The 11,940-nt window shown below is 63.3% G+C and carries 12 protein-coding genes; 9 read left to right on the top strand and 3 right to left on the bottom strand.

Features of this window, described 5'->3' with window-relative positions:
• The 3 genes from SOR61_RS01005 to SOR61_RS00995 all read left to right on the top strand — a co-directional run.
• Positions 1-1,923, top strand: a 1,923-nt coding sequence (locus tag SOR61_RS01005; protein ID WP_320610838.1) for a polyribonucleotide nucleotidyltransferase, incomplete at its 5' end; no start/stop codon positions are given.
• A 14-nt stretch (positions 1,924-1,937) separates the two neighbouring features.
• A complete protein-coding gene (locus SOR61_RS01000; RefSeq protein ID WP_320610837.1) occupies positions 1,938-2,771 on the top strand; it encodes a QueG-associated DUF1730 domain-containing protein in 834 nt (277 codons plus the stop codon).
• Between the two features lie 81 nt (positions 2,772-2,852).
• Positions 2,853-3,281, top strand: a complete 429-nt coding sequence (locus SOR61_RS00995) for a CBS domain-containing protein (RefSeq protein ID WP_320610836.1) — start codon at positions 2,853-2,855, stop codon at positions 3,279-3,281.
• A 10-nt stretch (positions 3,282-3,291) separates the two neighbouring features.
• On the opposite strand, the gene SOR61_RS00990 is transcribed toward SOR61_RS00995, so the two are convergent.
• On the bottom strand, positions 3,292-3,708 hold the full coding sequence (locus SOR61_RS00990; protein ID WP_320610835.1) for a hypothetical protein: 417 nt from the start codon (positions 3,706-3,708) through the stop codon (positions 3,292-3,294).
• 533 nt (positions 3,709-4,241) lie between these two features.
• Here SOR61_RS00990 and rny point away from each other — a divergent pair.
• The 6 genes from rny (at position 4,242) to SOR61_RS00960 (ending at position 10,745) form a co-directional block, all read left to right on the top strand.
• Positions 4,242-5,789: a ribonuclease Y gene (gene rny, locus SOR61_RS00985; protein WP_320610834.1), complete on the top strand. Its 1,548-nt coding sequence runs from the start codon at positions 4,242-4,244 to the stop codon at positions 5,787-5,789.
• Between the two features lie 160 nt (positions 5,790-5,949).
• Positions 5,950-6,735 (top strand): TIGR00282 family metallophosphoesterase, encoded by a 786-nt coding sequence (locus tag SOR61_RS00980; protein WP_320610833.1) that lies wholly within the window; start codon positions 5,950-5,952, stop codon positions 6,733-6,735.
• A gap of 33 nt (positions 6,736-6,768) precedes the next feature.
• On the top strand, positions 6,769-7,866 hold the full coding sequence (locus SOR61_RS00975; RefSeq protein ID WP_320610832.1) for a DNA repair exonuclease: 1,098 nt from the start codon (positions 6,769-6,771) through the stop codon (positions 7,864-7,866).
• Positions 7,863-9,743, top strand: a complete 1,881-nt coding sequence (locus SOR61_RS00970; RefSeq protein WP_320610831.1) for an AAA family ATPase — start codon at positions 7,863-7,865, stop codon at positions 9,741-9,743. Before SOR61_RS00975 ends, SOR61_RS00970 begins: the two co-directional genes overlap by 4 nt.
• 111 nt (positions 9,744-9,854) lie before the next feature.
• A complete protein-coding gene (gene lepB / locus SOR61_RS00965; protein ID WP_320610830.1) occupies positions 9,855-10,487 on the top strand; it encodes a signal peptidase I in 633 nt (210 codons plus the stop codon).
• An 18-nt stretch (positions 10,488-10,505) separates the two neighbouring features.
• Positions 10,506-10,745 carry an RNA-binding S4 domain-containing protein gene (locus SOR61_RS00960; protein ID WP_320610829.1) on the top strand — a complete coding sequence of 80 codons (240 nt, stop codon included), beginning with the start codon at positions 10,506-10,508 and terminating at the stop codon, positions 10,743-10,745.
• A 64-nt stretch (positions 10,746-10,809) separates the two neighbouring features.
• Here SOR61_RS00960 and SOR61_RS00955 read toward each other — a convergent pair whose 3' ends face one another.
• The gene (locus SOR61_RS00955) at positions 10,810-11,085 is read right to left on the bottom strand and encodes an HU family DNA-binding protein (RefSeq protein ID WP_320610828.1); all 276 of its coding nucleotides are present in this window, start codon (positions 11,083-11,085) and stop codon (positions 10,810-10,812) included.
• A 21-nt stretch (positions 11,086-11,106) separates the two neighbouring features.
• Entirely contained in the window at positions 11,107-11,907 is an 801-nt protein-coding gene (mazG, locus tag SOR61_RS00950; protein ID WP_320610827.1) for a nucleoside triphosphate pyrophosphohydrolase, read from the bottom strand.
• Positions 11,908-11,940 lie beyond the last annotated feature (33 nt).

The raw sequence follows: 11,940 nt of genomic DNA, 5'->3' as shown, positions 1-11,940 counted from the left end.
GTGGGCCGCATCCCCGGCTCCTTCATGCGCCGGGAGGGTCAGCCTTCCCTGCCCGCCGTGCTGGCTTCCCGGGTGATCGACCGCTCCATCCGTCCCCTCTTCCCCGGCGACTTCCGCAACGACGTGGTGGTCACCTGCACCGTCATGAGCGTGGACCGGGACTGCTCTCCCGAAGCCGCCGCCATGGCGGGCGTGTCCGCCTGCCTGTCCGTGTCCAACATTCCCTGGGCCGGCCCCATCGGCTGTCTGGAAGTGGGCTACGTGGACGGCCAGATCGTCATGAACCCCAACCAGGAGCAGAAGCATGCCTCCAAGCTGGACCTCACCGTGGCTGCCACCGGCGCCAAGGTGGTGATGATCGAGGCGGGCGCTGACCAGATCCCCGACGACGTGATGTACGAAGCCATCGTGAAGGCCCACGAGGAGATCAAGGCCCAGGTGGACTTTATTAACGGCATCGTTTCTGAGATCGGCAAGGAAAAGATGACCTACGACCACGCCGACTTTGACCAGGAGCTCTTCGACAAGATCGTGGAAGCCACCATGGACCAGGCCAAGGCCGCCATGGACACCGACGACAAGAACGTCCGGGAGGAGCGCTGGAACGCCCTCATCGACCGCTGGCACGAGCTCTTCCTGGAAGAGTATCCCGAGATGGACCAGTACCTGGACGAGATCACCTATAAGTTCCAGAAGAAGATCGTCAAGGCCTGGCTGCTCCAGGGCCACCGTGTAGACGGCCGTCAGAAGAACGAGATCCGTCCTCTGGCCGCCGAGGTCAGCGTGCTGCCTCGCGTCCACGGCTCCGCTCTCTTCACCCGCGGCCAGACCCAGGTCCTGTCCGTGGCTACCCTGAACACCCTTTCCGCCTGCCAGAAGCTGGATACCATCTGGGAGGAAGAGGAAAAGCGGTATATGCACCACTATAACTTCCCCGCCTACTCCGTGGGCGAGGCCCGGGGCGCCCGGAGCGTCAACCGCCGCGAGAAGGGCCACGGCGCCCTGGCCGAGCGGGCTCTGGACCCGGTGATCCCCTCTGTGGAAGAGTTCCCCTACGCCATCCGCGTGGTCTCTGAAGTGGTCTCCTCCAACGGTTCCACCTCTCAGGGCTCCATCTGCGGCTCCACCCTGGCCCTCATGGACGCAGGCGTGCCCATCAAGGCCCCCGTGGCCGGCATCTCCTGCGGCCTCATCCAGGACGACGACGGCTCCTTCACCACCTTCATCGACATCCAGGGCGTGGAAGACTTCCACGGCGAGATGGACTTCAAGGTGGCAGGCACCAAGGACGGCATCACCGCCATCCAGATGGACATTAAGAACGACGGCCTGTCCCACGCCATCATCAAGGAAGCGCTGGACATCACCGGCGACGCCCGGAAGGCCATCCTGGACGAGATCATGCTGCCCTGCATCGCAGAGCCTCGTCCCGAGGTCAGCCAGTACGCCCCCAAGATGCTCACCATGAAGATCGACCCCGACAAGATCCGGGAAGTCATCGGTTCCGGCGGCAAGGTCATCCAGAAGATCACCGCCGAGTCCGGCGCCAAGGTGGACATCGAGGACGACGGCACCATCTATATCTCCGCAGAGAACGCCGCCTGCTGCGACGCTGCCAAGAAGATGATCGACACCATCGTCTTTGTCCCCGAGGTGGGTATGCTCTACTACGGTAAGGTGGTCCGTATCCTGAACTTCGGCGCCTTCGTGGAGCTGGCCCCCGGTAAGGACGGCATGGTCCACATCTCCAAGCTGGCAGAAAAGCGGGTGGAGAAAGTGGAAGACGTGGTGAACATCGGCGACATGGTATGGGTGAAGGTCACCGACATCGACGAAAAGGGCCGTGTGAACCTGTCCCTGCGGGACGCACAGCGGGAGATCGCCGCCATGGAAGCCCGGGACGCCAAGAAGAACAACGGGTAATTCCCTAACCAACTATGATGCATGAACTCTGGAAGGCCGCTGGCGCGGCGGCATGGGGTGCCGCCGGGTTTGGCGGCCTCCAGCCGTTTTTAGAAGACGAAGAAAAGCTGCGCCGCCTGTGCCCTGACCCCAAAACCGTGCTGGTGGCCGCCTTCCCCTATTACGCCGGGGACACACCAGGCAACCTCTCCCTGTACTGCCGGGGAGAAGATTACCACCAGGTCCTGACCCGGCGGCTGGAAGGGGTGTGCCAGGCTCTGCGGGCACAGCACCCGGACCACACCTTCGTCCCCGGGGCAGACAACTCCCCCATCCCCGAGCTGCTGGCCGCCCATCTGGCGGGAGTGGGCTACCGGGGTGGGCACGGCCTGCGGATCGTCCCCCCTTACGGCTCCTATGTGTTTCTGGGTACCATCCTCACCGACCTGGATGTCCCACCCACCGGCCCCACCCAGGGGACCCTCTGTCCTCCGGACTGCCGGGCCTGCCAAAAGGCCTGCCCCACCGGGGCTCTGTGCGAAACGGGGTGTGACGTCTCCCGATGCCTGTCCGCCCTCACCCAGGAAAAAGGGGACCTGTCCCCCCAGGCGGAAGGGGCCGTCCGCCGCAGCCCCACGGTGTGGGGCTGTGACCTCTGTCAGAAAGCCTGCCCCCACAACCGGAAGGCTACCCTTACCCCCCTGCCGGAGTTCCGGGAGGATCTGCTCCCCTCTCTCACTTTGGAAGATCTGGAAGGACTGAGCAACAAGACCTTCCGCCGCCAGTACGCCCACCGGGCCTTTTCCTGGCGGGGCATCGCCCCCTTAAAACGAAACCTGACCTGGAAAACCGAGGAGGAAGGACCCTGACGGGCCTTCCTCCTCGTGTTCTGTCCGTATAACCCCTTGCCTTTCGGTCCAAACTAAGAACCAGGAAGGAAGGTGTATGCTTTGCAGGTACGAGACATTATGAATCCCCATGTGGTCACCATCGACCCCACCGAGAGCGCCGCCCTGGCGGCCCGGCTCCTGGCCCGGCACAACATCGGCGCCCTGCCCGTCTGCTCCGGGGACGGACGGCTCCACGGGGTCATCACCGACCGGGACATCGTGCTGCGGTGCGTGGCCCCGGAAGAGGACCCCCTCTCTGTCCCGGTGCGAAACATCATGACCCGCCGCCCCTCCTGGGTCTCTCCGGAGGACGATGTGCGCCAGGCCGCCCATCTCATGTCCGCAGGACAGATCCGGCGGCTGCCGGTGGTGGACCAGGGTAAGGTGGTGGGCGTGGTCTCTCTGGGGGACCTGGCCAAGTGCGGCCGGTACGAGATGGAGATCTCCAAAGCCCTGTCGGACATCTCCGAGCCCATCCGGCGGCTGTGACCGCCGCCTGTTACATCTGCTCCACCAAAGTCCGAATCTGGCAGGCGTGGTCCCAGTTCTCCCGGGCGTGGTCCCAGAAGAGCTGCCGCAGGCAGGGGTCGCTGGTGCTCTCCGCCCCCGCCAGATAGGCGGCCATGGTCTCCTGCTCCCCCATGAACCGCTGGCGCAGTTCCCCTAAGTACGACGAAATGGCAGGGGTTCTCCCCTTTTCCGGCCAGTATTTCACCCCGGAAATGAGGAAACATGCCGCCGAGAGCCGTCTGGCCCGGCGCTTTTTGCTCCCTGCCAGGGCCGCAATGGACCGGGCGGGCGCCCCTCCGGTCCGCCGGGCCAGGGCCTGGTACCCCCGCCAATCTGCCAGTTCCCGTCCGATGAGCTCCTGGAGCAGGGGGACACAGTCCATGCACCCTGCCCCCAACATGCCCATGGCCTCTCCCCGAGGGAAATCGCTCCGGGGCGGGCGCAGGGACGGGAACCAGGGCGTTGGTGGTCTCCGGCGCCTCCCCCTCTGCCTGGGGAGCGGCCGCCGGGGCGGGGCCCTCCTCCCAGGTGATGGGGCAGTCCTCTCGATGGTCTCCCATCACCCGTTTCCACACCCGGTCAAAGAGTTCTTTTCGCTCCGCTTCCTGCCGGGCTGCTGTCACCGTGTTCGCTTCCATGGTACATACCTCCTGTTCCGTTTTTCCATCCTATGCACCCCCCGGGCCATCGGTCCGTCCTTCGTCAGGACTCCGTTGGTTTTTCGTAAGAATTTCTCCAGCCAATGCGAATATCCTTGACAGAGCGGGGTTTGCGCTTTAAAATAAAATCAGTATAAAATGCGGTTGACAAGGCAGTTCTTAGCAAAAAAGAACCCGGGGTCTTGTCCCCGTTTCCTGCGGAGTCGCCGTCCTTTCCCAGGTGCAGCGTTTCCGCGATTTTATGCGAAATTTTATAGAAACGGAGGTGTGTCCCGACACTATGCTGCCCTATGTCCTGACTGGCGTGATCGCATTTCTGGTCGCGCTTGTGATAGGGATTCCCTGCGGCGTGCTCTACCGCAAAAAGGTTGCGGAAAAAGAGATCATCAGCGCAGAGGAAGAGGCCAAGAGAATCATCAATGATGCCATCAAAGGCGCAGAGAGTAAAAAGAGGGAAGCCCTGGTAGAAGCCAAGGAGAAGATCCTGGCTGAAAAAACCAACTACGAACGTGAAGTCAAAGAGCGCCGCTCCGAACTGCAGGAGCACGAGCGCCGGCTCCAGCAGAAGGAAGAGACCCTGGAGCGGAAGCTGGAAAACGTCGAGCGGAAAGAGGAATCTTACGCCGCCCGTCTGGCCAACCTGGAAGACGCCCGCGCAAAGGTCGCCAAGCTCCAGGCTGAGCAGATGGAGACCCTGGAGAGAATTTCCGGTTACACCGCCGAGGAGGCCAAAGCCTACCTGATCTCCAAGCTGGAGACCGAGGTCACCCACGAAGCCGCCATGAAGATCAAAGAGATCGAGGCCCGCTTCAAGGAGGAGGCCGACGCCAAGGCCAAGGAGATCGTAGGCCTTGCCATCCAGCGCTGTGCCGCTGACCACGTGGCAGAAGCCACCGTGTCCGTAGTTCCCCTGCCCAACGATGAGATGAAAGGACGGATCATCGGCCGGGAAGGCCGGAACATCCGCACCCTGGAAACCCTCACCGGTGTGGACCTCATCATTGACGATACCCCGGAGGCCATTACCGTCTCCTGCTTCGACCCTGTCCGCCGGGAGATCGCCCGGCTGGCCCTGGAAAAACTCATCCTGGACGGCCGGATCCATCCCGCCCGCATCGAGGAAATGGTGGAGAGCGCCAAGCGCGAAGTGGACGCCACCATCAAAGCCGAAGGTGAACGGGCCGTGCTGGAAACCAACGTCATGGGCCTGCACCCCGAGCTTATCAAGCTCATCGGCCGCATGAAGTACCGCACCAGCTACGGCCAGAACGTATACAACCACTCCATCGAGGTCGCCCAGCTGGCCGGCCTCATGGCCGCCGAGATCGGAGAGGACGTGGCCACCGCCAAGCGGGCCGGTCTGCTCCACGACCTGGGCAAGGCCGTGGACCATGAAGTGGAAGGCTCCCACGTCACCATCGGCGTGGAGCTGGCCCGGAAGTACAAGGAGAGCAAGGACGTGGTCCATGCCATCCACGCCCACCACAACGATGTGGAGCCCCAAACCGTCATCGCCTGCCTGGTGCAGGCTGCGGATGCCATTTCTGCCGCCCGACCCGGCGCCCGGCGGGAAAACCTGGAAAACTACATCAAGCGCCTGGAAAAGCTGGAGGAAGTCACCTCTTCCTTCCGCGGCGTAGAAAAGTCCTACGCCATCCAGGCCGGCCGCGAAGTCCGGATCATCATCAAGCCCGAGGTGGTCACCGAGGACGAAATGATCCTCCTGGCCCGCGACATCGCCAAACGGATCGAAGACGAGCTGGAATACCCCGGCCAGATCAAAGTCCATTTGCTCCGCGAGGTCAAGATCGTGGAATACGCAAAATAACCCCTGCCTGCTAAGACCGCCGCTCCCAAAAGGAGCGGCGGTCTTTTTGTCCCCTTTCCCCAAAGAAAATTTGGAAAATTCCCCGGTTGGTTCTTTTGGTTTCTCGAAAAATGGCATATAATAGGGAACAACAAGACGATGACTCTGGGAGGGTTTCTGTATGCAGCTTCGTGTCCTTGCGGTGGGTGATGTGGTGTCGGAATACGGTCTGGACTGCCTTCACCGCCACCTCCGTCCCCTGAAAAAGCAACATGACGTCCACTTCACCGTGGTCAACGGAGAAAATGCCGCAGGCATCGGCCTGCTGCCCCGCCACGCGGAAGAGCTCTTCGACGCTGGCGCAGACGTGGTGACCCTGGGCAACCACACCTGGGGCAAGCTGCAGATCACAGAGTACCTGGACACCAACCCCTATATCCTCCGCCCGGCCAACTTCGCCTCTCCCCTGCCCGGCCGGGGCTTTGGGATCTACGAGGGGCCCAGGGGCCTGACAATCGGAGTCATCAACCTCATGGGCCGGTTTGAACTGGACAGCAACCTGGACTCCCCCTTTCAGACGGCGGACCGCATCCTGAAGGAGAACGCCGGGAAAGCCCAGGTCTGGCTCATGGACTTCCACGCAGAGGCCACCAGCGAAAAAGGGGCCATGGGCTGGTATCTGGACGGACAGGTCCAGGCCCTGTGGGGGACCCACACCCACGTCCCCACCGCCGACGGACAGATCCTCCCCCAGGGGACCGGGTTCATCACCGACCTGGGCATGACCGGCCCCGCTCAGTCTATCTTAGGCGTACGGCCGGAAAACTCCATCCAGCGGTTCCTGGGCGGGCTGCCCCGGCGGTATGAGGCGGCCTCCGGCCCCTGCAAACTCAACGCTGTCCTCTTTGTCATCGACACCGACACCGGTCGCTGCACCCAAGTCACCCGGTGCGACGTACTGGAGTAACCCCCCGTTTTTCCCACGCAAAGGAGGGATGGTATGCTGACCTTTCTTCATGGTGCGGATTTCCACTTGGATTCCCCCTTTCATTCTCTGTCCCCAGACCAGGCCGCCGAGCGGCGGCAGGAGCAGCGGCAGCTGCTCACCCGGCTGGCGGACGCCGCCCGGGAGACCCGGGCTGACCTGATCTTTCTCTCCGGCGATCTCTTTGACGGCCAGCGGGCCCGGCCGGAGACCTTACAGACCCTTTACCAGGTGCTGGAGGAACTGGAGGCGGAGATCTTCCTTGCCCCAGGCAACCACGACCCCTACTCCCCCGCCTCTCCCTACGGAAAGCTCACCTGGCCCAGCCACGTTCATATCTTTACCACCCCCACCCCGGAGCGGGTGGACCTGCCCCATCTGGGCGCCGTGGTCTACGGCAGCGCCTTCACCTCCCTCTACCGGATGGACAGCCCTCTGGCCGGGTTCCGTGCGCAGCCGGAGGATGCCCTGAAGTTCGGCTGCTTCCACGGGGACCCCACCTCCCCCCACAGCCGCTACGGCCCCATCTCCTCCCAGGAGCTGGCCGGTTCCGGCCTGGACTATGTGGCCCTGGGCCACATCCACGCCGCCAGCGGCTTGCAGCGGGCGGGCCGCACCTGGTACGCCTGGCCCGGCTGCCCCGAGGGCCGGGGCTTTGACGAGACCGGAGAAAAAGGCGTCTATGTGGGCCAGATCGAAGGCGGGCACGTGGCCCTGGACTTCCTCCCCCTGGCCCGCCGCCGGTACTTGACCCCTTCCCTGGACATCACCGGGCGGGACCCGGCCCAGGCCATGGAGGATCTCATGGATCGCAGCCGCCCGGAGGATATTGTACGCATCGCCCTGGTGGGCCAGCGGGACCCGGACAACGAGCCCAATCTCACCGCTCTTACCGCCCTGGCCTCCTCCTACTTTTACAGCGCCAGCCTCCGCGACCAGACCCAGCTGAGCCAGGCCCTCTGGGCCCGGATGGAAGAGGACACCCTCACCGGGCTCTTTCTGCGGAACATGCGCCAGCGGATGGAGGATGCCCCTGAGGAGGAGCACCCCCTGCTGGAGCGGGCCGTTCGCTTTGGTCTGGCCGCCCTGGAAGGGAGGGAAGAGCCCCGATGAAACTCTTGAAACTCACCGCCACCTTTGGGTGTCTGGACCATGAAACCCTGGAGTTCTCCCCGGGAATGAACCTGATCGGCGCCCCCAACGGCAGCGGAAAATCCACCTGGTGCGCCTTTCTCCGCACCATGCTCTACGGGCTGGACACCCGGCAGCGGGACCGGAAAGGGGCGCCCGCGGACAAAAACCGGTACCGTCCCTGGAGCGGCGCCCCCATGGAAGGGCAGCTGCTCTGCGAGCACCAGGGCCGCACCATCCTCTTGCAGCGCACCTCTGCCGGCGGAGTCCCCATGGGGGACTTCTCCGCCACCGACCAGGAGACCGGCCTGCCGGTCCCCGGCCTCACCGCCGACAATGTAGGGGAAGTTCTCACCGGAGTGAGCCGGGAGATCTTCGACCGCTCGGTCTTTCTCCGCCAGACCGGTCTGGCGGTGAGCCAGAGCCAGGACCTGGAAAAGCGCATCGCCGCCCTGGTGGCTGCCGGGGAAGAGGACGTATCCTGGTCCGAGTCCGACGAGCGGCTGAAAACCTGGCAGCGGCGGCGGCGCTATCATAAGACCGGCCTGCTCCCCCAGCTGGAGGAAGAAGAGGCCCAGCTCCGGGCTTCCCTGGAGCAGACGGCCTCCCTGCGCCAGGAACTGGCCCAGGTGCAGTCCCGGGCCGCTGGACTGCGGCGGCAGAAGGAGCACTGGGACAGCCGCCTATCCATTGAAAACGACAAGTTCAAGACCGTGAGCCAGCAGCGGTACGCCCAGGCCGCCGCCGAGCTGGACGCCGCCGAACTGCGGGTCCAGACCCTGCGCGGCCAGATGGAGAAAGCCCCCCACACCCCGGACTCCCAGCGCAACTGGGAGGAGGAGATCCAGGAGATCCAAGACGAGCTCCGCAGCCGCCACCGGATGATGGTGGGGTTTGTGGTGGTCATCCTCCTTTTGACCCTGGTGGCCGCCGCCCTGTATATCCTCCCGCATATTCCCCAGTTCCCCCTGTCCCTGCCCACCATTCCCCTCTGGATCCCCGCCGTGGTGGCTGGCGTCCTGTGGCTTCTGGTGCTCATCTTTTCCATCATCAAGGTCCTCTGCGACCGGCAGGACCACAAGGACCTGAAGGACCTGCACTATCTGGTGGACACCAGCGAAAAAGACCACAGCGAGCAGGCCCGCTCCCTCCAGGAAGCCCTCCTCCTGCGGGACCAGGCCCGAAAGCTCTTCGAAGCCATCAGCCAGCAGAGGGGCAGCGGCCCCTACCTCCCCCCGGAGGCCGAGGTCTGCCGGGAGTCCCTCCACCGGGCCGAGCAGGAGATCGCCCAGCTCCAGGGCCAGCTCTCCGCCCTGGGGGACCCCGCCCTCATTGACGCCCGGCTGGACAACGTACAGGAGGAGAAGGCAAGGCTCCAGGAGGAGTACGACGCCCTCACCATCGCCATGGAGGCCATGCAGGAGGCGGACGACCAGCTCCACGCCCGGTTCTCTCCCCAGGTGAGCCGCCGGGCCGAAGGCTACTTCACCCAGCTGACCCCGGGAGACTACCACGACCTCTCCCTGACCCGCTCCATGGAAGTCACCCTCCGCCAGGGTCCCAGTCTGGCCCGCCATCCCCTGGCCCTGCTGAGCCAGGGCACCGCCGACCAGCTCTATCTGGCTCTGCGTCTGGCGGTAGCCGACCTGGTGTTCCCCGATCCCCGGGACTGCCCGCTGATCCTGGACGACGCTTTGCTCACCTTCGACGACCGGAACCTGGCCCGGGCGCTGGCCCTGCTCTGCCGTCTGGCCCAGGAAGAGGGGCGGCAGATCCTCCTCTTCACCTGCCAGCACCGGGAGTTTCGGATGCTGCAGGATCTGGACGGCGTGGCCTGCCAGAGCCTCCACGGGTTTTAAGCGGTTGCCATCCGGAGAAAAGACGTGTATAATATGGCCTGTCGGACCTGTATTGACCGGTCCGACAGGCTATCTTTTTGTTTTACTGTCCCAGAGGAGGTTTTCCCTGTTATGTCTCGATCCCATCTTCCCCCCGAGGAACCCCGCCCGGAGGGCGCCGCTGCGTCCCAGTCGGAGGCCAAGGAAGAAAAAAACGCCAAGAAATCTCTCGGCCCCGGCGGAGACCTCTACGCCTGGCTGCAGGCCATGGCTTCCGCCCTGGTGGTGCTCCTTCTGGTCTTTACCTTTGTGGGCCGTCTCATCGGCGTAGACGGCCACTCCATGGACCCCACCCTGAACAACCATGATATGCTGCTGCTGCAAAGCATTGCCTACGAGCCCAAACAGGGCGACGTGGTGGTGCTGCGAAAGGACTTCGGGGACATCTCCGGCCCCATCGTCAAGCGGGTCATCGCCGTAGGGGGGCAGACGGTCTCCATCGACTACGGCACCGGCACCGTCTACGTGGACGGCGAGCCCCTGGACGAACCCTACATCAACGAACCCATGAAGCTGCCCACCAGCCCCAACAGCCAGGATACCCTGTGGGACGTCCCCGAAGGATGTGTGTTTGTCATGGGCGACAACCGCAACGCCTCTTCCGACAGCCGGGATTACCGGCTGGGTCCGGTGGACACCCGCTATATCCTGGGCAAAGCCCTGTGCATCGTCCTCCCCTTCCAGCACATGGGCGTCATTTCGTAAAAGGAGCGTAACAACACAATGCGACTGGATAAATGGCTGAAAGTTTCCCGCCTCATTAAGCGCCGCACCGTGGCCAACGAGGCCTGCGACAACGAGCGCATCTCCGCCAATGGACGGGTGGTCAAGGCCTCCTACGACGTGAAGGTCGGCGACAAGCTGGAGATCCGCTTCGGCGCCCGCACCGTGTCGGTCGAGATCCTTTCCGTGACCGAGCAGAAGGGCAAGGAAAACGCCGCCTCCATGTATCAGGAGATTTGATCCAAACAAAAACCCCGCCTTGCGCCGGTCTCTTCCGGCGTAAGGCGGGGTTTTTTTCTTTTGCTTACTGATCCACAGCGTCCTTCAGTGCCTTACCGGCCTTGAAGGTGGGGACCTTGGTAGCGGGGATGGGAATGTCCTCCCCGGTCTTGGGGTTGCGGCCCATGCGCTCTGCCCGGGTCTTGGTCTCGAAGGCGCCAAAGCCCACGATCTGTACCTTTTCCTCTTCGGCCAGTGCCTTGGTGATGAGGTTGATGGCGGCGTTCAGGCCGATCTCCACGTTCTTCCGGGAGAATCCGGTCTCTTCCGCTACACTCAGGATCAATTCCGTCTTATTCATATTCCATTTCCCTTTCTCTCTTCAGTTTCCATCCTCCGGGTGTTTCTCCCGGTTCCACAGTGCCATAAGCTGGTCCACAGACAGTTGGTCCATCTGCTGGCCCTGGGCGGCCACAGCCGCCTCCACGCCGGAAAACCGGCGGATGAACTTATCGCAGGTGCCCGCCAGCGCAGTCTCCGGGTCGATCCCGAAGAAGCGGGCGATCTTCACCGCTGCAAACAGCAGGTCGCCCAGCTCCTCTTCCACGTTGCTGTTCTCTGCCACGGCGGCTTTCAGCTCGCCCAGCTCTTCCTCCAGCTTGTCCATGGCGGCCTGGACGTTGGGCCACTCGAACCCGGCCTTTTCTGCCTTGGACTGGATCTTCTCCGCCCGCCACAGGCCGGGCAGGCTGCGCGCCACGCTCTTCAGGGTGTCGGTGTGGGTGGCCTGTCCCTTCTCCTGGCGCTTGAGCTCCTCCCAGCTGGTGAGGACCTCCCCCACCGAGTCCGCCTGGCCGGTCCCAAACACATGGGGGTGGCGGAAGATGAGCTTTTTGCAGATCCCATCCGCCACGTCGTCCAGGGTAAACCGGCCGGCGTCCTCCTCAATGGAGGCATGGAAGAAGACTTGCAGCAGCACATCGCCCAGCTCTTCCTTCAGGTGGGGGGTGCTGGCCTCGTCGATGGCTTCCGCCACCTCGTAGGCCTCTTCGATAAAGTTCCGGCGGATGCTCTCGTGGGTCTGCACCTGATCCCAGGGACAACCGCCCGGCCCCCGCAGGAGGCGGACGATCTCCCGAAGATCTTCTACCGTATAGGACGCTTTGTCTTCAAAATTTATCATATTATTCCCTTTCTCACAAGCCTTTATGGGATA

Source organism: Evtepia sp. (assembly GCF_034090835.1).
Classification (GTDB): Bacteria; Bacillota; Clostridia; order Oscillospirales; family Oscillospiraceae; genus Evtepia.
This window is presented reverse-complemented; position numbering and strand designations above follow the sequence as displayed.

Excerpts from the sequence above, each read along its gene's own strand:
- SOR61_RS01000 (WP_320610837.1), top strand. The coding sequence starts at position 1,938 with ATGATGCATGAACTCTGGAAGGCCGCTGGCGCGGCGGCATGGGGTGCC.
- SOR61_RS00990 (WP_320610835.1), bottom strand. The coding sequence starts at position 3,708 with ATGGGCATGTTGGGGGCAGGGTGCATGGACTGTGTCCCCCTGCTCCAG.
- rny (WP_320610834.1), top strand. The coding sequence starts at position 4,242 with ATGCTGCCCTATGTCCTGACTGGCGTGATCGCATTTCTGGTCGCGCTT.
- SOR61_RS00980 (WP_320610833.1), top strand. The coding sequence starts at position 5,950 with ATGCAGCTTCGTGTCCTTGCGGTGGGTGATGTGGTGTCGGAATACGGT.
- SOR61_RS00975 (WP_320610832.1), top strand. The coding sequence starts at position 6,769 with ATGCTGACCTTTCTTCATGGTGCGGATTTCCACTTGGATTCCCCCTTT.
- SOR61_RS00970 (WP_320610831.1), top strand. The coding sequence starts at position 7,863 with ATGAAACTCTTGAAACTCACCGCCACCTTTGGGTGTCTGGACCATGAA.
- lepB (WP_320610830.1), top strand. The coding sequence starts at position 9,855 with ATGTCTCGATCCCATCTTCCCCCCGAGGAACCCCGCCCGGAGGGCGCC.
- SOR61_RS00960 (WP_320610829.1), top strand. The coding sequence starts at position 10,506 with ATGCGACTGGATAAATGGCTGAAAGTTTCCCGCCTCATTAAGCGCCGC.
- SOR61_RS00955 (WP_320610828.1), bottom strand. The coding sequence starts at position 11,085 with ATGAATAAGACGGAATTGATCCTGAGTGTAGCGGAAGAGACCGGATTC.
- mazG (WP_320610827.1), bottom strand. The coding sequence starts at position 11,907 with ATGATAAATTTTGAAGACAAAGCGTCCTATACGGTAGAAGATCTTCGG.